We start from the raw sequence: 24,894 nt of genomic DNA, 5'->3' as shown, positions 1-24,894 counted from the left end.
AAATAAAGGGGCATTTATGGCAAAAATACTACTTTTTTTATTCACACTTACATTCGCATTTGGCGCGACTAGCACGAATAAAATTTGGGATAAAGGGCAAACTTTCTTGCAGTTTTTAGAAGCACATAATATTCCGTCATCGACATATTGGAATCTCCACGCAGAAGATAAGGAACTAACCGCAGAGATTTACGCCGGAGTGCGATATTACACGCTAAAAAATAATGAGATTCTGCTCCAAGCACTAATCCCGCTAAATGACGAAATGCAAATCCACCTTTACCGCGATGGTGGCGAGTATAAAGTGGATTTTATCCCTGTGAAATACTTTAAATCAAGCGCACAAATCGCCATCTCCATCCAAAAGTCCCCATATCAAGACTTATACGAACTCACAAATGACACAAATTTATCAAATGAATTTGTAAATATCTACAAAAACTCCATAAATTTTTCAAAAAGCGTTTTGAAAAATGACAAACTCGCCTTAATTTATGACTACAAATACCGCTTGGGACGCTCTTTTGGCAGTCCGGATATAAAAGCAGCGTTAATTGAGACAAATCGCAAACCAAACTTTCTTTTCGCCCACACAAATGGCAAATATTACGATGAAAAGGGCAATGAAAAGCAGGGATTTTTGCTAGGACTTCCCGTGCCGGGCGCAAGAGTCTCATCGCCATTTTCGCTAAATCGCAAACACCCCATTTTAAAAGTGCGCCGTCCGCATTATGGTATCGATTACGCTGCGCCCACAGGGACGGCAGTTCGCGCCGCTGCGGGTGGCAAAGTCGTCTATGCCGGGAATAAAAGCGGATATGGCAAAGTTGTCGAAGTGGCGCACGACAACGGATTGAAGACGCTCTATGCACATCTAAAAACTTTTAGCGTAAAAAAAGGACAGAAAGTAAAAAGCGGGCAAAAAATCGCGCAAGTCGGCAGTAGCGGGTTAAGCACGGGACCGCATTTGCATTTTGGACTTTATAAAAATAATCGCCCAATAAACCCTGCTTTGAGTATCAAAACAACAAAAAGCATTTTAAACAAAGATGAAAAAAAGGCATTTTTAGCAAACGCAAAGACGCTTGAAAACAAACTCAAAGTCGCCATTATGGAGAATTTCAGCGGAGAAGCACCAAGTTATTTTGCCAAAGTAGCGCAATGATTGACAAAAACAGCATAGAACTCCGCAAATGCGAGGATTCGCGCTATATTGAAGTCTGCGAAATGCACTACATTGAAAACGGCGTCCCCAAACGCTGGGAGGTTGTAAAAAGTAGCGATAGCGTTGCAATTCTGCTCTACAACACAGATTCTGCGAATCTTATCATCGTCCGCCAATTCCGCCCCGCCGTGTTTTTACGCAATAATGATGGCTATATGTTTGAGCTTTGCGCGGGGCTTGTGGATAAAAAAGGCAAGAGTTTAGAGCAAATCGCAAAAGAAGAGGTGCTTGAAGAGTGCGGATTTGAGGCGCAGAATCTACAAAAAATCGCAGAATTTTACTCATCTGTCGGCACAAGCGGGAGCAAACAAAGCGTTTTTTATGCCGAAGTTTGCAACGCTGATAAGCGCACAAATGGCGGTGGAATCGATGATGAGTTTATCGAAATTATCGAAATCCCGCGAGATTCCGCGCTAAAATTTTTGCAAACGCCAAATATCACGCCATCTTTGGGATTTGCGTTTTTGTGGTTTATAAGGGAGAAGTTATGAAAAAAATACTTTTAGCGATATTTGCGCTATTTTTTAGCGCGTGCAATATCGCAGAATCTACGCCAAAAAACTACTCTTTGATAAGTTTGGGAGGCAAAAAAGTGACATTTTCTCAAAAGGAAAATTTACTAAGCGCAAACGGCAATCGCCCTTATTTGCTTCTCTTTTTGAGCTCTTGGTGCGATTATTGCTTGGGACAGGCACAACACATCGCAAATATAAATGCAGAATTTGGCGAGGCAATCAATGTCTATGGGATTTTTGTGGATAAAGATGAGAGCGAAGAGACGCTTAAAAAATTCGCAAGTGATTCGGGCGCAAAATTTGAGTGGTTTTACAATGGCGATATTGCCAAGCTTGTGGAAAATTACCACATTTCGACATTTCCATTTATGCTACTTTATGACAAAAATGGCAATCTCAAACAAAGCTACGATGGGCTAACGCCCGAAGAAATGATTGCATTTGATATAAAACGCATTTTGGGAGAAAAGTAATGTTTTCGTTTTTTAAAAAAATTATGGGGCGAGATTCTGCGGATTCTGCGAATTTGGCATTAGAAATTATCACAAAAGATTTGCTTGAAGAGCGTTTGATTGAGTGCGACATTGAGTATGAAATCATTGAGGGCATTTTAGATTCAAGCGGGGCGAAAATCAAACGAGGCGATTTAGAGGCAAAATTGCGCGGATTTTTGGGCGAAGTGAAAGCGTTGCGTGAGATTCATACCAAACCGCTTGTGCATTTAATATTGGGCGTAAATGGCGCGGGGAAAACTACCACAATCGCAAAATTAGGGCAGATTTACAAAGCGCAAGGGCAAAAAGTTATCTTTGGCGCGGGGGATACATTTCGCGCTGCCGCTGTGGAGCAACTTTGCGCGTGGGGCAAACGACTAGAAATTCAGTGCGTTAGCTCCAAATTTGGCGCAGACCCTGCGGCTGTGGCATTTGATAGCATTAGCGCGGCAAAGTCAAGGGGCGCAGATGTCGCATTTATCGATACTGCGGGGCGATTAGAAAATAAAATCAACTTGCAAAATGAGCTTAAAAAAATCGCAAACACCTGCCAAAAAGGCATTGGCGATTTTTACAAAATCCTAATTTTAGATGGCACACAAGGCACAAGCGCAATCAATCAAGCAAAAACATTCAACGAAATTTTGACGCTTGATGGCATAATCATCACAAAGATGGATGGTTCAAGCAAGGGCGGGTGCATTATTAGCATTGCCAAAAGCCTAAAATTGCCCATTTTGTTTGTCGGCACAGGCGAAGGCGCAGATGACTTAATTCCATTTGATAAAGAATGGTATGTGAAAAATATGATGGATTATGTGTTTAGCGCAGAATCGCAGAATTTAGGCGCAGATTCTGCGAAAATCTAAAAAAAATGGCAAAAGTAAAAAGCATATTTGAATGTCAGCATTGTGGCGCACAAAGCACAAAATGGGCTGGCAAATGCGCTAATTGCAATTCGTGGGATAGCTTTGTAGAGATTAAGCCAAAAGATTTAGAAGTGCTAAAAAAGGGCGAATCGCAAGGCATTAGCGAATCAAAACCCATTGCTTTAAGCGAAGTGCAAATTGATAGTATTTCGCGTTTTAGCAGTGGCGAAGATGAGCTAAATATCGTGCTAGGCGGAGGAATCGTGCCGGGCGGACTTTATCTAATCGGCGGTTCTCCGGGCGTTGGCAAATCAACGCTGCTTTTAAAAACTTCGCTAAATCTAGCGCAAAAAAAATCCGTCCTTTATGTCAGTGGCGAGGAATCAGCTAGTCAGATTCGCCTCCGCGCCGAGCGACTTGGCAAAATATCCAAAAATCTTTTTTTGCTAAATGCCATTGATTTGGAGAGCATTGATGAAAATTTGCGCAGTGGTAAATATGAAGTTTGCATAATCGATAGCATTCAAACGATGTATAGCTCTGCGATTAGCTCTGCGCCGGGCAGTGTTTCGCAGGTGAAAGAATGCACTTTTTTATTGCTCCGCCTTGCAAAAGAGTTGCAAATTAGCATTTTTATCATCGGGCATATCACAAAAGAGGGCTCTATTGCGGGACCGCGAATCTTGGAGCATATGGTGGATTGTGTGCTTTATTTTGAGGGCGACCCGAGCCGTGAGATACGAATCTTGCGGAGCTTTAAAAATCGATTTGGGGCGACAAATGAAGTTGGCATTTTTGAGATGAATGAAAATGGCTTAGTTAGCGCGAAAAACGCTTCAAAGCTATTTTTTAGTCAGCGTGAATCTGTTGTAGGGAGCGCGATTAGCGTGGTTTTGGAGGGTAGCCGTCCTATTGTGCTTGAAATTCAGGCGTTAGTTAGCGAGAGTAATTTCCCGCGCAGAAGCGCCACAGGCTTTGAGCTAAATCGCCTAAATATGCTGCTTGCGCTTTTGGAGCGCAAACTAAATGTCCCGCTTGGGCATTATGATGTGTTTGTGAATGTCGTAGGTGGTATGAAAATAAGCGAGACAAGCGTGGATTTGGCGTTAATCGCGGCGATTATTTCGTCCTACAAAAATCGCCCTTTGAGCGCGAAAAGTGCCTTTATAGGCGAGGTTAGCTTGGTAGGCGATATACGCGAAGTTAGCAATATTGATTCGCGACTAAAAGAGCTTGAATCCTATCAATTCACAAGTGCCATTATCCCCAAAAAGCCCAAAAACGCCTACAATCTCAAACTTTTCAGCGCAAATGATGTAACCAAAATTTTAGAGTGGATGTGATGAGAATTGCGCTAATTTTGATAATGCTTGCCTTTTTAGATTCTGCGCTTTACGCAGAATCTAGCGCAGAATCTAGAAAAACTCGCACCATAAAAACCATAAACACAAAATCACTCAAAAACGCAGAATCTACCAAAAAAATCGCACCGAAATCCGCAGATTCTGCGAAATCTGCGAAAGCAAAGCAAACTGCGAAATCCGCAAAACCCACAGATTCTGCGAAATCTGCGAAATCCGCAAAACCCACCAAATCCGCGCAATCCAAGCAATCCGCAATCAAACAAACCACAAAGATAAAAAAATTAGGTTACCGCAACATCACCATTGACAATATCAAAAAACCCAAAAAAGACGCCATAGACTTCTTTGTGGGGGCGAGTTTTGGCATTGAGTTTGTGAATATGGAGCGCATTTTAGAGGGTGGCAACCGCGCAAAAGAGGGCGCAAAGTCACTGCACGGAAGCGCGTCCTTTGGCATAAAGGGCGGGATTTTGAGCGAGGAAAAGTGGATGGGTGGGCGATTTTACGCCGAAATGTCGTATATGAAAATCCCCAAATTTGATGTGCTAAATGTCGGTGTGGATTTGGATTTGCTAATCAAATATTACGAAGCCAAAGAGTGGAAAATCGGCGGATTCATCGGTGCTGGGGGCGGGATGAATATGGCGTGGGTGGCAGATTCTGCGTTAAACAAAAATGGCGAGAAGGCACTGATTTCGGTGGGGTGGGTGAATTTGGGACTTGCGAGATTTGTATATTACCACCGCACGGGCATTCATAGTGCCGAGCTAAATATCAAAATCACCTATGTGACGCCGACAATCTATTCCCTAAAAGACAAGGCAAGTGGCGTAACCACGAGCTACAAGGCAGGGGCGAGCAGTATGGCGTTTAGTTATGTGTATCAGTTTTGATGGGTGGCAATTTGTGTTTTGGGTAATCATTCCGCAGATTCTGCGAATTTTGGCGCAGATTCTGCGTTTTCGTAGAATCTATCGCAAAAATCGCAGAATCTCCCAAAAATCAACCGCAGATTCTGCGATTTGCGCTAATTTTGCAGAATCTTAAAAATTTCCCCCTCCCTTGCGGAGGGATTTGCATTTCTTTCCCCCTCCCTTGCGGAGGGGGCTAGGGGGTGGGTAAAATAATCCGTCATTGCGAGTCCTTGCCAAAGGCAAGGGCGAAGCAATCCAAATCACGCAAATTTAAAAGAAAATAAAATCAATGTCCCAAAGTTGAATCAATAAATTATTTTAGAAATTAACCACAGATTAAGGTAAGCGATTCGCATTTGATTCAAGATTCGCTGAAATAGATTGCTTCGTTGTTTTCGCTACGCTCAAACTGCCTCGCAATGACGATAATTTCACGCAAAATCTGCGATTCACCTCGCAATGACGGCGCGGAGCAGATTCGCATTACAAAAACCATCGCAATGACGATAAAACCGCAGAATCTCACATTCAATTTTGTCATATTGAGACTTTGAAAAAGTCGAAATATCTCAAAATATTTCAAATAAAAAAGATTCTGCGATTCGCAGAATCTTTGGATTGCCACGAAGTCGCCCAAATGCGACTTCCCGCAACGACGATTCGTTGCACCACTGCATCATTCTATCCCAATCTCTGCGATTTTGGATTGTATTTGCAAGGATTTATGCAAAGTTTTGATTACGCGTTCAAAGTGCGCATAATCGATTGATTCGCCTTTGTGGGATTTCAAATACTTATCCAAAACAGCGTAGCCACCGATTTTATACTCCCACACTTCCGCGCTCACATTGTCAAAATACAAACTTACATTGACAAAAAGCCGTTTAGATTCGGCATTGTAGGCGATTTTTTCTATTTTTTCATTTTTGTCGCTCAAATCGCCAAAAAGCGGTTCGCCAACAGACTCACCGCTCAAATCCACGCGCATTAGGTGCAAATCGACTAGCTCACACCCAAGCGCACTTAATGCCAAAAAGTCTTTTTTGGACTTTACAAATGGCACTTTTGGGAAGTCGATTTTCAAAAAATCCACATATTTTTCTCTGTAATCTTTGTGATATAAAATCGCATAAATGTAGCCTAAAATCTGCTCTGGCGTGAATCTCTCACCATATTTTTTATCCACAAATGCGCGAAACTTAGGCGTAAAGTTTTCGATTTTTGAATCGGATTCGATTAGGTAAAGTGGATAAATATAGCTCCCGCTACCTGTCAAATGCAAATCAATGACATTATTTGCTACAAAAATATTGTCAATTTGTTGCAATTTGCAACCCCTATCGCACACTAGCCCAATATTGTTATTTTGTGGATTGCCACGATTTGCCTTTGGCAAATCTCGCAATGACGAATCGGAGGGCAAAAAATGCTTCATTACTTCATAACGCGGTCTGCCCAAAAATCCACTAGATTGTGAAGTGTAATAAGTCCAGCGAAAATCAAATGGGCGATAGTGAACCTTTATGTAATTATTTGGGTTATTGTTTGTTTTTTCTAAATCATTTTTAGCTTTTTGAATCTGCCAAACACTTTTAGAATCATCGCCAAAATCAAATTCTTTTCGTGCGGATTCGCAATCCAAATTCATAAATTTTGTAATGTTGTTTTTGAGTTCTTGCAAGGATTCTTGCGAATCTGATTTTGAAATGCAAAAACTATCTTTACCGCTTGTAATGCCCACATTCGATAGCTTGAAAATATCCTTTACGCTTATGCCCTTTTCATATTCAGCGCGTAAGGATTCATTTTGCGGGATAAAGAGATAAAATGGTGCTTTTGGTGCAAGTTCGCTCCACGCGATAGATTTAAGAGAGTTGCCTTGCAAAAAGGCGTATTTGTCCTTGCGTCTGCCGTATAGGTCGTAATGATAAAGTCGCGCTAATTTATCGTCATATTCAGCCTTTTTCCTATTGTCATTCTGAGCTTTCGTAGAAAGCGAAGAATCTCTATCATTTGATTTTTGAGATACTTCGCTACGCTCAGTATGACAAATAATAGTGGATTGCTTCGTTGTGTTCGCTTCGCTCACACTGCCTCGCAATGACGGGGCGGGTGTGGATTGCTTCGATTCACTGCGTGAATCTCGTAATGACGAATCAAGGCTTTTGGATTCGCCACTTGCAAGGGAGGGGCTTTTTGATTCGCCTTGCAATGACGGATTGTTTTTCGCGCCTGTTTTTACAAACACACTGATACACACGCCTTGCATAATGTCAAAGACATTGTCATCTTTGTTGCCATCGGGGGCGACTTCTTTTTTGCGTGCGTTGCCGTGCAAATCCACAATGTAGATTTTATCAAAGGTGTTTAGCAAATGATAGCGCATACCGCGAAATGTGGGATTGTCTAAAAAGCTATTGTTGCTAATAATGGCGATAATTCCGCTCTCTTGGGCTTGTATCTTACTCTCGGCAAAGCGGATAAATTTCACATAATCATCTAAAAGCCACTTGGGCGTTTTCTCATTTTGCAATTTACGCGCTTCATAAATGCCTCTAAAATCCTTTTGCTTTGCCTTGTCATTTGGGTTTGCAAAATAGGATTTTATGATGCGCTGTGCTTCGCTGTTTAGATTCGCGCTATTTGGCTCTAAACCATAGGCGATTTTGACTTCGTCCTCATATAATCCTTTGTTTGCACTAGCTCCGCTGTATGGAGGGTTTCCTGTAATTATCAAAATGCGCTTTTCTTTGAGAGTTTGCGCTTCTAAAAACTCATTGGCTAGTTCATACATTCCTGCAATAAGGTTTGATTTTTCGTTTTGCTCATCTTTGGCGGATTTGGCGTAGATAGTGTTGGTAAGCAAAATATTAAGCTTTTCATTATCGCTTAGAGGGGCGTTAAACTCTTCTTTGAAAGATTGTGAGATTTTAAGATGCGCGATTGTGTATGGCGCGATTAAAAATTCAAAGCCACTGAAACGATTTAAGAGATTTTTTGGTTTATAATGGAGCGAATTTTGCGGAGTGGATTGCAACGCCTTGCGAAATGCTTGTAGTAAAAATGTCCCTGTGCCTGTGGCAAAATCTAAAAGCGTGATAGTGTCGTTTTCAAGCGCACTGCCTAGCCCTTTTGATTCGCCAAAGTCGCTTTTAAGCGTGTAATCAATCGCATTTATGATAAAGCTCACAACCGCAAATGGCGTATAATACACGCCACGAAGTTCGCGCAAATGCGGGTCGTATTGAGAGAGAAAAGTCTCATAAAAATGCAAATATGGGTCTTTATGCAAATAATCGCCAAGTAAATCTTTATCCGCGATTTTGTTTAGCTCTAGCGTGATTTGGGCTGGGTCAATGTGATTTATAATGCTTAAAATCTCTTTTATAAGCCATTTTAGCGAATCTAACTCATCTAAATTATCCAAAAATCCGCTCATAGCGCGAATCAGCGGAAAGGATTTGGGGATAAACTTTTTGGCATTGTATAAATCGATAGATTCGCCCTGCGAGTCGTTTAGCCGTGCTAAAAAGAGCGCGTAAGTGAGCGTTTGAGCGAAACTATCGCAAAAGGACTCAAAATCCAAATCCTTGTATAAAATATCTCTAAAATTTTGGTAAAGCGTGGAGATTTGGGGATTTTGCGGGTTTTCTATGAGATTGTCTTTGATAAGGCGTGTGCGCTGTGCTAGGGCGTTTGCAAATTCTAGGGCGGTGTTTATGGACTTTGGAGTTGCGCTAAAAAAGAGTGCGAAAAAATCTAAGATTTCGCTTTGCTTTGTTTCTAGGGCGGATTTGTTTTTGAGCGTGGATTGAATCTCATTTAGGGCGCAAATGGTGATTTCTTTGGTGATGATAATTTTGCCTTTGTCATCTTTGGCGATGCGCAAAAAGCGTAGATAGTCTGTGAGAATGAGATTGTCGCTTAGCGTGAGATATTTGGCGATTTGGGCTTTTGGATTTGCGTTTGATTTGTCGATGAGTTCGGCTAAATCCGCATTCACGCGCTTATTTTCAATGTAGCCTAGTGATAAGCCGTTTTGTTGAATGAGAAAATCAGGCGCACCTGCCTTGTTTTCGCTTTTGTCATTGTTTGGCTCGTGGATAATGGCAATTTTGCTAAAATCCTTGTGGCTTTGGGTGAGATTCTCCAAAATCACCTTAAATAAATTCTCCAACGCGCTTCGGTGTGTGTGCTCTTTGTCAGATTCGCTAATGTTTTGAATCGCGTGTAAATAATCGCTTAAAAAATCCATAGAGTGCCTTTAAGATTCGCTTTAAAATTTGCAAAAACTTTGCAAAAAATAAGAGTGCGATTATAGCATTTTTTGTGAATGATTTTTGGGTGAATCTGTAAATAGATGATTGCTTCGCTTTGTTCGCAAACTTTATGGATTGCCACGAAGTCGCCCAAATGCGACTTCTCGCAATGACGGATTTTTATTTTTTGGATTGCTTCGTTGCACTCGCTTCGCTTCGTGCGCCTCGCAATGACAAAAATCCATCGCAGATTCTGCGATTTTCGTGCGAGATTCTGCGATTTCGTAGAATCTATCGTAAAAATCGCAGAATCTCCCAAAAATCCACCGCAGATTCTGCGATTTGCGCTAATTTTGCAGAATCTACCCCCACTTCGTCATTGCGAGACTTGCTTGCAAGTCGTGGCAATCCAAGATTCTGCGATTTCGCAGAATCTAATTGCGAAAATTACCCACCCCCTTAATCCCCCGCGCGCATTTGGGAGGGGGAAATTTTAGATTCTTCGCTCGCTTCGCTCCCTCAGAATGACAATTTTTTTTGGCAGATTCTGCGTTTCATAGACTTTCCAAAAATCCTTCAATGTCTCAAAAAATATTCGGCGATTTTTTTGCTGTCGTTTGTTTGCGTGAGAGATAAAGAGAGCAAAATCCGTGCTTTTTGCGGGGATAAGTCCCGCGCGGAGATGAAATCCAAATCATCCACTTTGACAAATCCGCTTTTCACCCGCGAGGCGATGACTATTTTTAGTCCTTTTTTTACGAGCGATTTTAGCGCGTTTTTATGCGCGGAGCAAATGCTTCCGGCGCCGCTGCAAGCGATTATTATGCCTTTTGCGCCGTTTGCAAAAAGTGCCTTTGCGGAAATTAGCACTCCATCGCCTGCGTAACTGCAAAGCACATCGACTTTTGGCAGAGTTTTGCGCTTTGCGATATTAAATGCGGGCGATTTCGCGCAAGTCCCTAAAATGCGACTAAAAATCGCCTCCCCATCCACAAAGCACCCCATTTCGCCAAACTCAAAGGCATTCACATTCATCGTGTGCGTTTTTTGCACATCCCTCGCGCCAAAAATCCTATCATTCATCGCCACCATCACGCCACTTGCGCGTGGATTTGCCGCCAAAGCAACGGCATTATAGAGATTTCGCCCTCCATCGCTACCACTTGCGCCAAAGGGGCGCATTGCCCCCGTTAGCACGATGGGTTTATCGCCCTTCATCACCAAATGCAAAAAATACGCACTCTCTTCCATCGTATCCGTCCCGTGAGTGATAACCACGCCATCGACATTTTTTAGCGCATTTTCGCAGTGCGCTGCGAGTTTTAGCAACGCCCTATCATCAATCTCGCAACTATCGATATTTGCGACTTGCTTAAATGTGATTTGCGCAAGATTTTTGATTTCTTTTGTGGCGTTTATTAGCGTCTCAATGCCAAAAATACCTGCTTTATATTTCGTGGTGGTAAAAATATCATCTGCTTTACCTGCTATCGTCCCGCCTGTGGCAAGAATCGCAATCTTTGCCAAATCCCTAAATGCTCCACTTTTCACATAAACTTTTGGAGAGTTCATCGCTGTTTTTAAACTGCGTTGCCTTAATAATGCTTAAAAACCCATCCACCGCGCTTTTAAAGTCATCATTGATTATCACAAAGTCAAAGTTTTCTATGCTTTTGATTTCATCGCTCGCAGTTTTCACGCGCCCTTTAATCACCTCCGCAGAATCTAGCGCACGACTTTTTAGTCTCGCCTCTAATTCCGCCAAACTTGGCGTAGTGATGAAAATCGAAGTGGCATTTGGATAATGCGCCTTTATCGCCCTCTGCCCTACCACATCGATATCAAACACAATGATTTTCCCCTCTGCCCTTGCCTTTGCAACCTCGCTTTTTGGCGTCCCATAATAATTATTATGCACCCTCGCCCACTCTACAAACTCGCCCTTTTCTATCCCGCACTCAAACGCCTCAACGCTAATAAAATTATAATGCACCCCGCAAATCTCGCCATCTCGCTTTTGGCGCGTGGTGGATGAAATCGAAAAGTAGAGATTTGGCATTTGCCTAAATGCTTCCTTGCAGAGCGATGACTTTCCCGCACCGCTCGGACCTGAGATGATTATCATTTTTTCGTGGGGAAAGTGATATTGATTGTGATTTGAACGCCACTTAATAAATCGCGGAGTTTATCGATGGGGAAAGTTTTGATAATCTCTGCTAAGTCCAAATTATCGCCGATTGTGATTTGCCTATTTTGCGGGATGGATTGTGCGTTAAAATTCTGCGGATTTTGCGTGTTTTGGGGATTTTGCGATGGATTTTGCGTGAAATTTTGCGGAGCAGAATCTGCGAAATTTTGCGGATTTTGCGTGAAATTTTGCGCCAAAATCGCAGAATCTCCCACATTTGGCATCGCAGAATCTTGCATAAATTCACTCCCTTCGCCAAATGTCGCAATCGCAGAATCTGCCAAAATTTCACTTGTCGCAGAATCTCCCCCAAATTCTCGCACTTCGCCCTCGCCAAGTGCCTCGCTTAACGCCTCTTGCGTGAGTGATTGCAACTCATTATTATTCATCGCAACGCTATTTGCGGAAAAATCATTTGCCGAAAAACTAGCAGGAAAATCAGCGGAAAAGTCAGCAGGGAAATCGCCACCTTGCGGAGCATTCGCCGTCTCATCCAAAATGCCATTTATCGCATCAATCTGCTCCCTATCCAAAACCTTTGGCGACTTATCCTGCAACGCCCGCTCTTGCAATAGCAAAAGTGCCTCATCATCGAGTTTTTCTAACTCGCTTTCACTCAAATCATTGATATCCTTTATCTCGCCACTCTCATCGATTGGCAGTCCTAGCATATTGTATTGCTCTTGCGTGAAATCCGCCTGTAAGTCATCCATCTGAAAATTCGGCGAAATGGACTGCATTTCGGCATTTATGCCTTGTGAAAAAGTGGCGTTGAAATCATCATTTATCTCCATCTCGCCTTGCTTTGGCGCAGAATCTAGCGCAGAATCCGCCTCATTTGTGAGATTTTCATCAAACGCGCTAATGTCTAAATTACTCAAAATCTCATTTGCGTTTTTTGGCGGTGTGATGGTGGTTTGCGCTTCGTTATCAATCGCGCTAATCCCGCCTAGCGCGTCCAATCCATCCAAATTTTCATCCTTTAACTCATCGAAATTAAAGTCGCTAAATTCGTCTTTTGCGCTGTTTTGTGGGGTTTCTTGTGAAATTTCTTGCGGAGTTTCTTGTGGGGTTTCTTGCATTCCGCTTGGCAAATCTATCTCAAAATCATCGTTAGATTCTGCGCCAAAAGATTCTGCGCTAGATTCTGCGCCAAAGGATAAATCAAAATCTTCGTCATTTGCTTTGTTTGCGTCATTTGCGTCATTTTTTGCTTCGTCTTTGAAGTCGAATGCAAAATCATCGTTAGATTCTGCGAATTCTTTTTGTGGCGTAGAATCTGCCTTTTTTGGTGCGGGTTTTGGCGTAGATTCTGCGTTTTTTGGTTTTGGCGCAGAATCTGCTTCAACTTTAAGGGCGGACTTTTCCGCCAAATCCGCAGAATCTTTTGCATTCGCAGAATCTTGCGTCTTTTTGGGTTCTTTTTTAGCGAAAATATCGCCGCCGATTAGTCCTTTTTTGCGTTTGCTTTTTTCCTCGTTCAAAATCTCATCTTGCAGTGCCATCACCGCGCTAAAATCAATGCCGTGCGTATCGTTGCTACTATTATAAAAATTCCCGCCTTTGTCGGCGAGTGCTTTGATATTATTGATTTGCGCTTCTGCTTCCTCTAAAATATCCGCAGAATCTACATTCGCTTTTGGCGCAGAATCCGCGCTAGTTTTTTGCGCCAAATCCGCAGAATCCGCCAAATCCGCAGAATCCGCCAAATCCACCGCAACTTCGCTAGATTCTGCGTTTTCTATCTCAATATCACTCATCGGCGGGACATCCAGCGAAATATCAAGCGGGGGAATTTCGCTATCCTTCACTCCGCTTAAAAATTCATCCTCACTATCGCTAAATTCATTCAAATCAATATCGCTGTTTGGATTCTGCGAAATGTCCTGCGTTGCGGCGTTTGAGAGCGAAATATCGCTACTTTTTTCTTTTTTCATAACTTCATAAATATCAGTCGGCAAAAAAGGTTTGCGGATATAACTATCAAATCCGCTAACAAGCGCAGAATCTTTTGATAAAATAATGCAAAACTTCGTAGTTATCATTTTATTTCTAAAATTGCTTATATCGCCACTGCCAAGCACGCCATCATCGACAAAAATGCAGTTGTAGTCCTCTTTTAGCGGGATTTGACTTATCGCATCGATTACATCGAGTTGTATTGCCGCCTTTTTTGCGGTGATATTGAAAATCTTTCTAACGGCATTGTTAGTATTTACGAGCAAAAACTTCATTTGCGATGTCCTTTGAAAATAAAATTTCGCATTCTATCTAAATTTATATTAGAATTGCGAAAAATTTTTATAAGGTTTTTGAGATGAAAAAGATTGTATTTTTGTTTATTTTTGGGGCGATATTTTGCAGTGCAGAATCTTTGTATTTTATGCCCTATGACGCGAAAAATGCGGTGAATGCGCTAATTAGCGAGATAAAAAACGCAAAAAGCGAAGTGAAAATCGCCATTTATAGTTTCACAAATAAAGAGATTGCAAAGGCGATTAGAGATAGCGCGAAACGGGGCGTTTCCTTCAAAATCATCTTTGATAAAAAGCAGGGCAAGGATAATCGCTCGCAAATTGGATATCTTGGGAAGTTTAAAAATGTCGAAGTTTGCACACTGCAAGGCAAAAATAACGGCAGATATAGCGGAATTATGCACAATAAAATCGCGCTAATTGATAAAAAAAGCATTATTTTTGGTTCGGCAAATTGGAGCAAAAGCGCATTTGAGGTGAATTACGAAATGATGATAATTAGCAAAAATATGGATTTTATCGCAAAGGGCGAGGAATATTTGGATAGATTACTTGGCGAATGTAAGAAATTTTAGGGAGGTTGCGTTTGAAAAATAGGGCATTTTCTAGCGTATTTTTTATTATTATTTTGCTTGGAGTTTGCATTTTTATCGCAAATAAATATTTGGCACATATCGAGACAAACGCCGCAAATCGCTATCTTTCCACTCTTCAAAGCGAACTAAACGCACACAAAATCACTCTAAATTTCACTCCAATAAATTGCGCGGGATTTATAAAGCACACCTGCGAAAGCAAGCAAATCACGCTAGATTCTGCGAATTTTGGCGCAGAATCTAAGCAAATAATTTTACAAAATGCAAAACTTGCAATCAAAAGTTTAGGACTTGATAATATCGTAGCAGAGGCAAAAATCGGCGATATTTCGCAGAATCTAATTTTGCTCCCCAAAAATCTCACCTACAATCTCGCGCTAAAAAAGGTAGATTCTGCGCTAGGATATGTGATGGTGGAGCGGAGATTTGATTTTAGCGTGGGAAATATCGCAGGGCGCGTGAATTTGGCGATTTTGGTAAGGGATAGGCGATTTGCAAATAAGAGCATTTTCTATTTGATAAAAGAGTGGTTTGACGCGGAAACGCCGAGTTTTTATGAATATAGTTTGGAGAATTTGGAGGTGGATTTGCTGGCGAAAAATGCGGTAGATTCTGCGATTTTTAAGAAAAATGAAGTGGCGGTGGGGGCGATTTTTGATAGTCTTAAAAATCCGCACTTTGCCCCACTAATCGACGCTACAAAGGCACTTATAAATAATGAGCGCAAAAATCTCCATTTTAAAATCACTCGCAAAAACGCGGATTTGAAGTTTTTCCATACGCTTTCACAAAAAGCAGGGCATAAGAAATTAAGCGAGATTGGCGAGATTTTGGCGTCTGTGGATGAGAGTTACGAAGTGAAATTGCGGTAGATTCTGCGAAATTTGGCGCAATTTTGCAGAATCTAGTGCGTTTTTTGCCGTCATTGCGCTAGATTCTGCGTTCGCAGAATCTAAAATACCCCTCCCTAAATCCCTCCCGCAAGGGGAGGGACTTATTTTTATTCCCCCTCCCTTGCGGAGGATTTTTGTTTTTCTTTCCCCCTCCCACCTCTTTTTTTTGCGGAGGATTCACACAAAGATTCCCCCTCCCTTGCGGAGGGGGTTAGGGGGTGGGTGAGATTACAAAAACTATCGCAGATTCTGCGATTTTGCCGTCATTGCGGTAGATTCTGCGATTTATGGTGCAATTTTGCAGAATCTAGTGCGTTTTTGCCGTCATTGCGAGACTTGACGCAGTCAAGTCGTGGCAATCCATAAAATTTGCGAACAAAGCGAAGCAATCATCTATTTTTAAATTATGGATTGCCGCGCTCACTTCGCTCACTCGCAATGACGAATCGCGCGGGTAGATTCTGCGAATTTCGCAGAATCTTAATTAAATTTTCGCCAAATCCTACAAAATCTCGCGCAATTTATTTGCTTCGCTCATCCACGCGCTTAATTCATCGAATCTATCGCGCTCAATCATCTCTTTCGCGCTTTTTAGCTCACTCTCAAAGCTCTTTATCGCTTCTAAAATCTTGCTTTTATTTTGCCTAGCAATCGCACTCCACATCACCCCGCTACTCTTTGAAATCCGCACCATACCGCGAAATCCGCCACCGGCAACCGCCACAATATCCTGCGCCTTTTCTTGTTTTAGCACGGAATTTGCAAGGGCATAGCTCAAAATATGCGGTGCGTGGGAGATAAACGCCGTGTGCTTATCGTGACTTTGGGCGTCCATTTTGATGATATTGCACTCTAAATTTATGCAAATCTCACGCGCCAAATTCACCTGCGACTCGCCACTTTTCTCAATATCCACAAAAATCATAATTTGATTTTTATACAAATCTTTAAAGGCGGCTTTGGGACCGAAATTCTCCGTGCCACACATTGGGTGAAGCGAAACGAAATTTTTGCGAAATTTTTTAGGGATAGAGCGCAGAATCTCGCCCTTTACGCCACCAAAATCAATGATTGTTTGGTGCGCTTTAAGCGACTTGATACCCTTAATAATCTCCACAATCGAATCCACAGGCACACACAAAAACACAATGTCGCATTCAAAAACGCCCTGTAAATCAAGGCATTCATCAACTAGCCCAAGTGAAAGTGCCTGACGGCGGTGAATGGGGTTGCTATCATCACCGATAATCATTTGTGCAATGCGTTTTTCTTTGAGGGCGAGTCCGAGTGAGCCGCCCATAAGTCCCAAACCAATAATCCCTATTTTCATTTTTTTTAAGTCCTCCGTTTTGGCAATTTGTCTTTGGGTAGTCATTTCGCAGATTTGGCGAATCGCCACAAGGCACGGACGCAAAGTCCGCTATCCTTGTGTCGATTCGCCAAAAACCACAAAAGCACTACCGCAAAATACTTCGATTGTGATTGCGCTATCGCGAATCAAATTGCAAAATTTTTGTCATTCTGAGCGAGTGCAACGAGCGAAGAATCTCTTTTGTTTTGAGATATTTCGCTTCGCTCAATATGACAAAAAATTCTCCCCCTCCCTTGCGGAGGGGGATTAAGGGGGTGGGTAGATTCACACCGCAAGATTCACGCAAACTTTCACAATCAAATCAAATTTAATATTATACCCACAATTTTTGAGTATAATTCGCATTTTAATCTTAAAATTAGGCATTTTATGAAAAGATTTTTTATATTTTTTGCGCTGTGTGCGCTATTTATCGCAGAATCTAACGCCAAATCCATTAGCGAAATCAAATACAGCGGATTAGTGCGTATGTCGCCCCTAATCGCAAATGAAATCGCCAAAATCAAAACAGGCGACAAACTTAACGCAAAAGCCGTAAATGACGCAATTTTAGCGTTTTACAAGCAAGATTATTTTGATGATGTTAGCGCGGAGTTTGAGCACGGGGTGCTTACATTTCACTTCAAAGAAAAGCCCAGCATAAATAATATCGAAATTAAAGGCTTTGGAAGCGAGAGTGAGACGGAGGATATGAAAAAATCACTTGGCATTAAGCGCGGGGATACTTATGATATTTACAAAGAAAAACTTGCCAAAGCCGAAATCATAAACGCGCTTGAAACAAAGGGGCTTTATGGCTCTGTGGTTGAAGTGAGCGCAACGCGAATCGAAGATTCGATGAATCTGCTTTTTGATGTCAATAAGGGCGAAAAAATCATCATTCGCAAGTCCTATTATCAAGGCGCGACTCTGGATAAGGACGATTTGGAGGGATTTAGTGCAAATAGAGAGCGACATAGTTGGCTTGGGTGGTTGCCGTGGTTTCCTAGTGGCGAAGTGCGCCTAAAAGAGTTAGAATACGACAATTTGCGAATCCAAGATGTCTATATGCAGCGCGGATATTTGGACGCAAGTGTCTCCCCCGGGCTTTTAAATGCGGATTTTACAAATTTCAACGCTTCTTTGCTCTACAAAGTCGTGGAAGGCGAGAGATACAAAGTCAGCGACATTATCATCGCAAAGGCAGATGATTTTGAAAATGTCTTTGATATTGATGAACTTGAAGGGCTATTAAAAATACAAAAAGATGAATATTTCAATATCCAAACAATGCGAAATGACATAGAGATTCTAAAATCTCACATTATGGACAAAGGTTACGCATTCGCGGTAATTAGCCCTGATTTGGATAAAGACACCGAGCATAAGCAAGTCATTGTGAAATACAATATCACGATTGGCAAAGAAGTGCATATAAATGACATTACGATTACGGGAAACACCGTTAGTAGCGATAGAATCGTCCGCAGAGAGCTAATAATTGCGCCCGGGGATACTTATAGCATTACGAGCATCCGCAAAAGTGAAAACGCACTGCGCCGTAGTGGCTTTTTTGACAAAGTCAATATCAGCGAGATTCGTATCGATGAATCTTCGATGAATCTACTTGTCGAAGTCAGCGAGGGGCGCACGGGCGAAGTTATGGCAGGAATCGGCTATGGAAGCTATGATAAATTTATGATAAATGGCTCATTGCGTGAGCGCAATCTCTTTGGCACAGGCATTGGGGTTAGCTTTCAAATAAATTGGAGTAAATACAATCAGCTTTATAATGTTGGGCTTAGCAACCCGCGAATCTTTGATAGCGAGTATAGCGCGAGTATAAATGTATTTCATAGCTATTATGAAAGCTATTACAGCAGGTATGATGGCTTGTATAGTGGCGATACGAACTATGTCGAAAATACCACAGGATTTAATATCGGCGTAGGGCGCAATCTCACAGATGAATTAAGCGCGAATCTAACCTATGGCTTTTCAGTCTCCACCTTTGGCAAAATCTCACACAATGTCGGCTATGATAAATATTATCCGCAAAATGGCATTTGGAAAAGCTATTTAACACCCGGACTTTACTTTGATAACACCGATGACTACTACTTCCCCAAAAATGGCGTGATAGCGCAAATCAGTAGCGATTTTATGGGGCTTGGTGGCAATGCGAGATATGCGAAGCTATATGGCAAAGTGGGGCTTTATTACCACTTGCGAAATTTGATAGATTTTGATGTGATTTTGCGATATAAGGCACAGATTGGCGCGATTTTCGCCTACAAAAAGAGCGAAGAGCTGATGAAAAAAGACCAAGTCACAGGCGTGCCAATTACTGATAGATTTTATTTAGGCGGGATTGGCACGGTGCGTGGGTATAATAGCTCGCAGGTAAGCCCGTTTGAGCCTGATGATAGTTGCTATGGTAGGCGATGTTTGATTGGCGGAAATTATATGTTTTCAAATAGCGTGGAGATTAGCTTTGGGCTGATTGAGGCGATAAATATGCGATTGGCGGGATTTTTTGACTATGGAATGGTGGGGCGAGATAAGTTTAATGAAATTTATGTGATGAGCGCGGGACTCGCAATCGAGTGGATTTCGCCCATCGGACCGCTTGTATTTGTCGTGCCATTTGCGATAAATCCACCGGATAATTTTAAAGATGAAGTATCAAAATTTGAATTTACGATGGGCACGCGATTTTAGTAATGTTTGACTTAACCACCCCAGAAGAAGAGCTTAAAAACAAAGTCGCAGTAGAGTTTTTCGCAGACTTTGATACAACAGAGCGCACAAATAATATTGACTTTATGGTAGCACTCAAAAACCAGCCCATCGATAGAAAAAACTACTACCTTTGGGCGGAAGCAAAAAAGGGCAACAAAAGCGACATTTACGCAAGTATCGTGCAACTTATTTTAACCATTGGCAAGGCAAATGGTGAGATAAAGTCCAAAAAACTCCGTGCGCCTAGCTTTTTTGGTGCGTTTGATGCGCAGAGATTCGCCATTTTGCCTTATTCGCAGATTATGAGCGTTTTTACGCAAAGTGATTTTAATTGGAGCGTAACGCCTAGTAATCACGAATCAAGCGAGTTTAAGCAACTTTACGCAATGATTAAAGAGACGCTAGAAAGTGAAAGTTTAATCTTTGATTTTGACAAGCATAGCGATGAATTGCGCGAATTTATACGCGAAAATTTTACGCTTAACAATGCCAGCACTACAAAGATTCAAATCAACAAAAATAACCTTAAAAATGTCTATTTGGATTGGGTAGAGATTGTAAAGCCTACCATTAGTTGCGCGTGGGAGCAAGAAAAGCCCGATATTATCGATGCGGACTTTTTTATCGCGGATTTGCTAAGTCGCAACAACAATACAGAGGAAATCCGCGAAAATCTGCGAATCCTACTTCAAAGCGATAGATACAAAGTCAAAGGCGAAATGTTAAAATTAGGGCGAATCAAAGATATTTTTGAGGAATTTTATTTTAGCGACAATCAAAAAGCACACAAAAGATTTTGGAATCTCTACGAACGCCCACCAAAAGATGAGATTCAAGACTATATCATTTCACGGCGCGATTTGCTAGTCCCACAAGACATTAGAGAGCGTAAAGGGGCATTTTTCACCCCGCGAATGTGGGTAAAAAAAGCGCAACTTTATTTAGAAAAATCGCTTGGCGAATCGTGGCAAGATGAGTATTACATTTGGGATTGTGCGGCAGGTAGCGGGAATCTGCTAATTGGGTTAAATGACAAATATAGGATTTTTGCCTCCACGCTTGATAAAAGCGATGTCGATGGTATGATAGATAGAATACGCGATAACAAATTAGATTTGCTTGAAAACCACACATTTCAATTTGACTTTTTAAACGATGAATTTTTTGACAAAGTCGATAAAAGTGGCAAGATTGTCGCAAAATCCAAATTACCCGATTCGTTGCAAGAGATTTTGAGAGATGAATCTAAAAGGCAAAAATTGGTGATTTTTATAAATCCGCCGTATGCGGAGGCAGCGTCATCTACCACACCTTCGGGCACGGGAGCAAATAAAATCGGCGTTGCAACTGACAATAAAACTTATGAAAAATACAAAAGCGATTTAAGCAAAGCAAGTAACGAGCTTTTCGCGCAGTTTTTTATGCGAATCTACAAAGAGATTCCAAATTGCATTTTGGGGAGTTTTTCCACGCTAAAATATATAAATTCATCAAATTTTATAGCATTTCGCAAAATTTTTAAGGCAAAGTTTTTAAAAGGATTTGCCATTCCAGCTTGGACTTTTGATAATGTCAAAGGCGATTTTCCTATCGGCTTTATCGCGTGGGATTTGGGCAATAAGCAAACAATCAAAAAATGCAAAATTGATATGTTTAATGAAAACAATAAAAAAATCCACGCGAAGCGATTTTATGCTTTGAGAGAAAATGATAAAACTATCAATGATTGGATTAAGGATTATAGCAAACATAAAGGTAGCCAAATCGGGCTTATGGTAAGCGTCCCGCCTATGTTTCAAACGCAACAGCGATTGGCGTTTTTATCCAAAGCACAAGCAAGGTATTGCATAGAGATTACAAAATATAATTTAATGCCATTTTGCGTATATTTTGCCGTAAGACACGCGATTAAACATTCGTGGATAAATCACGAGGATAGATTCTTGTGCCCAAATAAAAAATGGCGAGGTGATAGCGAATTTCACAATGACTGCCTTGCTTATGCCCTATTTCACGGCAAAAATCGCATTTCAAGCAATGACATAGATTCTGGCGAAAATCACTTTATCCCATTTAGCGAATCACAAGTGGGTGCAAAAGAAAGATTCAAAAGTCATTTTATGTTTGAATTTATCAATGGCAAGGTAAAAAATGGGACTTTTGAGGATTGCTTTATCCCTGAATCGCCACTAATTTTTAGCGCAGAAGCAAAGGCAGTTTTTAGCGCAGGGCGTGAGATTTGGCGATATTACCACGCGCAAATATTTAATGATTCGCAAAAGCCATACAATGCAAATGCAAGTTTGTATGACATAAAAGAGTATTTTCAAGGACGAGGTGAAAATGGCAAAATGAACGCAAAAAGCACCGATTCGCACTACAATGAGCTAATCGCAAATTTACGAATCGCCCTAAATACCCTTGCAACCAAAATCGAACCAAAAATCTATGAATACGAATTTTTGAGAGAATAAGCGCATATTTTGGCTAAAAGGCACACTCATTTCACGCGCGGTGTTATATTTTAGCACAAGCAAACTCCATATCCACGCCATATTTTGTCATATTCACACCTTCAAGTTTTAGTAATTTTATTTTTGTTTCTATCCCGCCAGCATATCCCGTGAGTTTGCCATCTGCGCCTACAACCCTATGGCAGGGGATAATGATAGAAATGGGATTGCGCCCCACCGCGCCACCGACTGCTTGAGCCGACATACGCGCTTTGCCTTGCTCTTTGGCGATGATTTTTGCCACCTCGCCGTAAGTATAGACTTTGCCATAGGGGATTTTGCAAAGTATTTTCCACACCCTTTGCCTAAAATCATTGCCATTTGGAGATAGCGAAAGCTCCGCAATATCTGGCTTTTTACCACTAAAATATCTATCTAACCACTTTTTAGTTTTGGCAAAAATAGCAAGATTATCATTTTTAATCATTTCGCCTTTAATCGTGTCGCAAAAATATTTCTGCCCCTTAAACCAAAGCCCTACGATATTTTCCCTATCATCGCAAGATAGCGTGATATTGCCAAGTGGCGAATCATAATGCGTTTTAAAATACTGCATTTTAGCTCCAAAATTTTTGGCATTATACACAAAACCGCGTAGATTATGCGTTTCGTGCTAGATTCTGCAAATCTCTAATTCACCCACTTTTCTACCACAGGTATTGCAGCTAAAATCGCGCCAAGTGCGGATAAAATGCCGATTATTCCCATTGCGATATTAAATCGCCTACTTTCTTTCTCTTTCATATCATCGCCCAAAATCTGCGCCATTTGCGCGATGATTTCTTTTAATTCATCGTGGGTTTGCGCCACTCTGTAAAATTCTGACATTTTATACCAAATATGTTGCAAAAATACATTTTGCAAAATGGGCAAATTGCGATAATATTGCAAGTCAAAATCGCATATTTCTTTATAGCATTCTCGCAATTTTTTTGAATCATTGCCATTTTCTCGCGCTATTTCTTCTAATTTTTGCATTTCGATTATGTAACTTTGGGCAAGTATAAAAATATTTAGCAAACTTAAAATACTCTCGCTATTGTCGGTTAAATCGCTATTTGTTATCCACATATTTTGCGAATCTAACTTTATATTCAAATCATTGCTTTCATAAATATCTTTGACTTTATCCGCCTTAAAATTTTCATCTTTTTGCAAATCGATAATTTTGCGCTTTTGGATAATGCTAAAAGTGTCTATATCATTCTCGCTGTTTTGGTTATTTGATTCGTATTTTTTTACCATAAAATAACGATTTTTAAAAATCTTATAAAAAGCAAAGTCCCACGATTTTTCATCGCCACTTATTAGATTGTCATTTTCGTCATATTTTGCTAAATAGATTGTAATTTCTTTTTTGATATTTGCTGGTAGCCATTTTGCATAAGATTCCTTAAATGCAATAGATTCAAATGCTTTATTTGGCATATCTTTTTTGTCAATTTGGCTAATGATAAAATTATCAAGCTTTTTGCTATTTTTTGCGTTTGCTTCGCTAGATTCTAATGCGCTACCTTTGGTAATATTTTCTTTGTCGCAAAAGCTAGAAAATCTCCACGATTTCAAAAAATCAATTTTTAGTGATTTGGTATCGGCAAATGCTCTTTTTGCATTGCGAACTTTGCCTAGCTTTGTGCCCCACGCACTTAAATTTTGATTGAAAGATTCGGCACCATTAAATAGTCTTTGCATATAGCACACATTTGCGACATTCCAAGCTTCAAGTGGCTGATTAAAGGATTTTGCACCCGCAAACATATCCTCACATTTCGTAACACTAGACATATTCCACGCATTTAGCCCACCAGCGTTAAATTTCTCTGCCCTGCGAAACATATTCCACACTAATTTAACTTTATCCATTTTCCACGATTTGCCAAAAGGCTCTCCACCATTATTGAAATTCTTTGCTTGACAAAACATTCCAATCATTGCTTCGGCATTTTGTGTATTCCACTTTGCACCGATGGGTTGATTAAACGCCACCGCACCATAAAACATATCTCTAAATTGCCGTGCATTACTGACATTCCACGCGCTAATATCCGCATTAAAATACTCTGCTTTATAAAAGCACCACGCAAAAGAGCGCACATTGCTTGTATCCCAGCCTTCAATCCCGCTAAAATCGCGCCTTTTGCTATTGGCAAATAGACTTTTCATATTTGTGATTTTACTAGTGTCAATCTCGCCTAGATTCACTTCATCATAACGCACAAGCGATTTTAATTGCTTATCATTTGGCTGATATTTGCCATTTATCTTTTGGAGATTTTCACGGGCTAAAAATTCGCTTAAAGGCATTTGGGGCGCAGAATCTACGCTAGATTCGATAGATTCGCTTGAATCTAAATACGCAGAATCTAGCATTTCGTCATTAAAATCTAAATTTCCCATTTAGATATTCACGCCACCAATTTTTGTGATTTTGCCATTGCTATAAGTTACGCTATTTCCGCCGACTTTGTAAAGTCTCCCAGCAGAAAACTGAATGCTGTCGTTGCCGACTTTCCAAATGCGCCCTGCTGAATAGGACACGGATTTATCGCCGATTTTTGTTAGTTTGCCACCGCTATATTGCGCTCTTCCGCCGTAGTATTTTATTAACGCTTCTTCTACCATTTTTAACTCCTTAAAATTCCCATTTTTTTTGGGTTTCTTTTACTTGAATCGCCATCTAAAAACCAAAGATTTTTGCCCTTTGCGCGTGAATCTA

General features: G+C 41.0%; 25 protein-coding genes. 14 read left to right on the top strand and 11 right to left on the bottom strand.

Annotated features, from left to right (window positions below; genetic code table 11):
* Positions 1-16 precede the first annotated feature (16 nt).
* Genes ACWIUD_RS03410 through ACWIUD_RS03380 form a run of 7 tightly spaced genes read left to right on the top strand, consistent with a single transcriptional unit; the run spans position 17 to position 5,514 of the window.
* Positions 17-1,165 (top strand): peptidoglycan DD-metalloendopeptidase family protein, encoded by a 1,149-nt coding sequence (locus tag ACWIUD_RS03410; RefSeq protein WP_454136019.1) that lies wholly within the window; start codon positions 17-19, stop codon positions 1,163-1,165.
* Positions 1,162-1,716 carry an NUDIX domain-containing protein gene (locus ACWIUD_RS03405; protein WP_454146717.1) on the top strand — a complete coding sequence of 185 codons (555 nt, stop codon included), beginning with the start codon at positions 1,162-1,164 and terminating at the stop codon, positions 1,714-1,716. The genes ACWIUD_RS03410 and ACWIUD_RS03405 overlap by 4 nt, the downstream gene beginning before the upstream one ends.
* Positions 1,713-2,213 (top strand): TlpA family protein disulfide reductase, encoded by a 501-nt coding sequence (locus tag ACWIUD_RS03400; RefSeq protein WP_454146715.1) that lies wholly within the window; start codon positions 1,713-1,715, stop codon positions 2,211-2,213. The genes ACWIUD_RS03405 and ACWIUD_RS03400 overlap by 4 nt, the downstream gene beginning before the upstream one ends.
* Complete coding sequence (gene ftsY, locus ACWIUD_RS03395) at positions 2,213-3,103, top strand: signal recognition particle-docking protein FtsY (protein ID WP_454146713.1); 891 nt, start codon at positions 2,213-2,215, stop codon at positions 3,101-3,103. Before ACWIUD_RS03400 ends, ftsY begins: the two co-directional genes overlap by 1 nt.
* A gap of 5 nt (positions 3,104-3,108) precedes the next feature.
* A complete protein-coding gene (radA, locus tag ACWIUD_RS03390) occupies positions 3,109-4,446 on the top strand; it encodes a DNA repair protein RadA (RefSeq protein ID WP_454146711.1) in 1,338 nt (445 codons plus the stop codon).
* Entirely contained in the window at positions 4,446-5,360 is a 915-nt protein-coding gene (locus ACWIUD_RS03385; protein ID WP_454146709.1) for a hypothetical protein, read from the top strand. Before radA ends, ACWIUD_RS03385 begins: the two co-directional genes overlap by 1 nt.
* Entirely contained in the window at positions 5,344-5,514 is a 171-nt protein-coding gene (locus tag ACWIUD_RS03380; RefSeq protein WP_454146707.1) for a hypothetical protein, read from the top strand. The genes ACWIUD_RS03385 and ACWIUD_RS03380 overlap by 17 nt, the downstream gene beginning before the upstream one ends.
* Before the next feature lie 228 nt (positions 5,515-5,742).
* Here ACWIUD_RS03380 and ACWIUD_RS03375 read toward each other — a convergent pair whose 3' ends face one another.
* From ACWIUD_RS03375 to ACWIUD_RS03365, 3 genes are read right to left on the bottom strand one after another with little or no spacing between them, the layout of a single operon-like run.
* Positions 5,743-6,006, bottom strand: a complete 264-nt coding sequence (locus ACWIUD_RS03375; protein WP_454146705.1) for a hypothetical protein — start codon at positions 6,004-6,006, stop codon at positions 5,743-5,745.
* Positions 6,007-6,057: 51 nt separating this feature from the next.
* Entirely contained in the window at positions 6,058-9,636 is a 3,579-nt protein-coding gene (locus ACWIUD_RS03370; protein WP_454146703.1) for a type ISP restriction/modification enzyme, read from the bottom strand.
* Entirely contained in the window at positions 9,624-9,782 is a 159-nt protein-coding gene (locus ACWIUD_RS03365) for a hypothetical protein (protein WP_454146701.1), read from the bottom strand. The genes ACWIUD_RS03370 and ACWIUD_RS03365 overlap by 13 nt, the downstream gene beginning before the upstream one ends.
* On the opposite strand from ACWIUD_RS03365, the gene ACWIUD_RS03360 reads away from it, so the two are divergent.
* A complete protein-coding gene (locus ACWIUD_RS03360) occupies positions 9,771-10,103 on the top strand; it encodes a hypothetical protein (RefSeq protein WP_454146699.1) in 333 nt (110 codons plus the stop codon). The two genes, ACWIUD_RS03365 and ACWIUD_RS03360, sit on opposite strands and share 12 nt — an antisense overlap.
* Before the next feature lie 113 nt (positions 10,104-10,216).
* On the opposite strand, the gene ACWIUD_RS03355 is transcribed toward ACWIUD_RS03360, so the two are convergent.
* From ACWIUD_RS03355 to ACWIUD_RS03345, 3 genes are read right to left on the bottom strand one after another with little or no spacing between them, the layout of a single operon-like run.
* Positions 10,217-11,212 carry an asparaginase gene (locus ACWIUD_RS03355; RefSeq protein WP_454146697.1) on the bottom strand — a complete coding sequence of 332 codons (996 nt, stop codon included), beginning with the start codon at positions 11,210-11,212 and terminating at the stop codon, positions 10,217-10,219.
* Positions 11,172-11,765 (bottom strand): guanylate kinase, encoded by a 594-nt coding sequence (gene gmk / locus ACWIUD_RS03350; RefSeq protein ID WP_454146695.1) that lies wholly within the window; start codon positions 11,763-11,765, stop codon positions 11,172-11,174. The genes ACWIUD_RS03355 and gmk overlap by 41 nt, the downstream gene beginning before the upstream one ends.
* Positions 11,762-14,062, bottom strand: a complete 2,301-nt coding sequence (locus ACWIUD_RS03345) for a hypothetical protein (RefSeq protein WP_454146693.1) — start codon at positions 14,060-14,062, stop codon at positions 11,762-11,764. Before ACWIUD_RS03345 ends, gmk begins: the two co-directional genes overlap by 4 nt.
* Before the next feature lie 83 nt (positions 14,063-14,145).
* Here ACWIUD_RS03345 and ACWIUD_RS03340 point away from each other — a divergent pair, with 83 nt between their 5' ends.
* Both ACWIUD_RS03340 and ACWIUD_RS03335 read left to right on the top strand, forming a co-directional pair.
* Positions 14,146-14,658, top strand: coding sequence for a phospholipase D-like domain-containing protein (locus ACWIUD_RS03340; protein WP_454146691.1), 513 nt, complete (start codon positions 14,146-14,148; stop codon positions 14,656-14,658).
* Positions 14,659-14,669: 11 nt separating this feature from the next.
* Positions 14,670-15,551, top strand: a complete 882-nt coding sequence (locus tag ACWIUD_RS03335) for a hypothetical protein (RefSeq protein WP_454146689.1) — start codon at positions 14,670-14,672, stop codon at positions 15,549-15,551.
* Between the two features lie 58 nt (positions 15,552-15,609).
* Here ACWIUD_RS03335 and ACWIUD_RS03330 read toward each other — a convergent pair whose 3' ends face one another.
* Positions 15,610-15,753 (bottom strand): hypothetical protein, encoded by a 144-nt coding sequence (locus ACWIUD_RS03330; protein ID WP_454146687.1) that lies wholly within the window; start codon positions 15,751-15,753, stop codon positions 15,610-15,612.
* A gap of 41 nt (positions 15,754-15,794) precedes the next feature.
* On the opposite strand from ACWIUD_RS03330, the gene ACWIUD_RS03325 reads away from it, so the two are divergent.
* Entirely contained in the window at positions 15,795-15,938 is a 144-nt protein-coding gene (locus ACWIUD_RS03325) for a hypothetical protein (RefSeq protein ID WP_454146685.1), read from the top strand.
* 136 nt (positions 15,939-16,074) lie between these two features.
* Here ACWIUD_RS03325 and ACWIUD_RS03320 read toward each other — a convergent pair whose 3' ends face one another.
* The gene (locus tag ACWIUD_RS03320; protein ID WP_454146683.1) at positions 16,075-16,902 is read right to left on the bottom strand and encodes a prephenate dehydrogenase; all 828 of its coding nucleotides are present in this window, start codon (positions 16,900-16,902) and stop codon (positions 16,075-16,077) included.
* A gap of 19 nt (positions 16,903-16,921) precedes the next feature.
* On the opposite strand from ACWIUD_RS03320, the gene ACWIUD_RS03315 reads away from it, so the two are divergent.
* From ACWIUD_RS03315 to ACWIUD_RS03305, 3 genes are all read left to right on the top strand, one after another.
* Positions 16,922-17,194, top strand: coding sequence for a hypothetical protein (locus ACWIUD_RS03315; RefSeq protein WP_454146681.1), 273 nt, complete (start codon positions 16,922-16,924; stop codon positions 17,192-17,194).
* A gap of 119 nt (positions 17,195-17,313) precedes the next feature.
* Positions 17,314-19,644, top strand: coding sequence for an outer membrane protein assembly factor BamA (bamA, locus tag ACWIUD_RS03310; protein WP_454146679.1), 2,331 nt, complete (start codon positions 17,314-17,316; stop codon positions 19,642-19,644).
* A 2-nt stretch (positions 19,645-19,646) separates the two neighbouring features.
* A complete protein-coding gene (locus ACWIUD_RS03305) occupies positions 19,647-22,139 on the top strand; it encodes a hypothetical protein (protein ID WP_454146677.1) in 2,493 nt (830 codons plus the stop codon).
* Between the two features lie 43 nt (positions 22,140-22,182).
* On the opposite strand, the gene ACWIUD_RS03300 is transcribed toward ACWIUD_RS03305, so the two are convergent.
* From ACWIUD_RS03300 to ACWIUD_RS03290, 3 genes are all read right to left on the bottom strand, one after another.
* The gene (locus ACWIUD_RS03300; protein WP_454146675.1) at positions 22,183-22,734 is read right to left on the bottom strand and encodes a methylated-DNA--[protein]-cysteine S-methyltransferase; all 552 of its coding nucleotides are present in this window, start codon (positions 22,732-22,734) and stop codon (positions 22,183-22,185) included.
* A 74-nt stretch (positions 22,735-22,808) separates the two neighbouring features.
* Positions 22,809-24,575, bottom strand: coding sequence for a BspA family leucine-rich repeat surface protein (locus ACWIUD_RS03295; RefSeq protein WP_454146673.1), 1,767 nt, complete (start codon positions 24,573-24,575; stop codon positions 22,809-22,811).
* Positions 24,576-24,800, bottom strand: coding sequence for a hypothetical protein (locus tag ACWIUD_RS03290; RefSeq protein ID WP_454135997.1), 225 nt, complete (start codon positions 24,798-24,800; stop codon positions 24,576-24,578).
* Positions 24,801-24,894 lie beyond the last annotated feature (94 nt).

The sequence above is a fragment of the Helicobacter sp. 23-1044 genome, assembly GCF_053654695.1.
The sequence above is the reverse complement of the archived record's forward strand: the minus strand, read 5'-3'. Positions and strand labels throughout refer to the sequence as shown.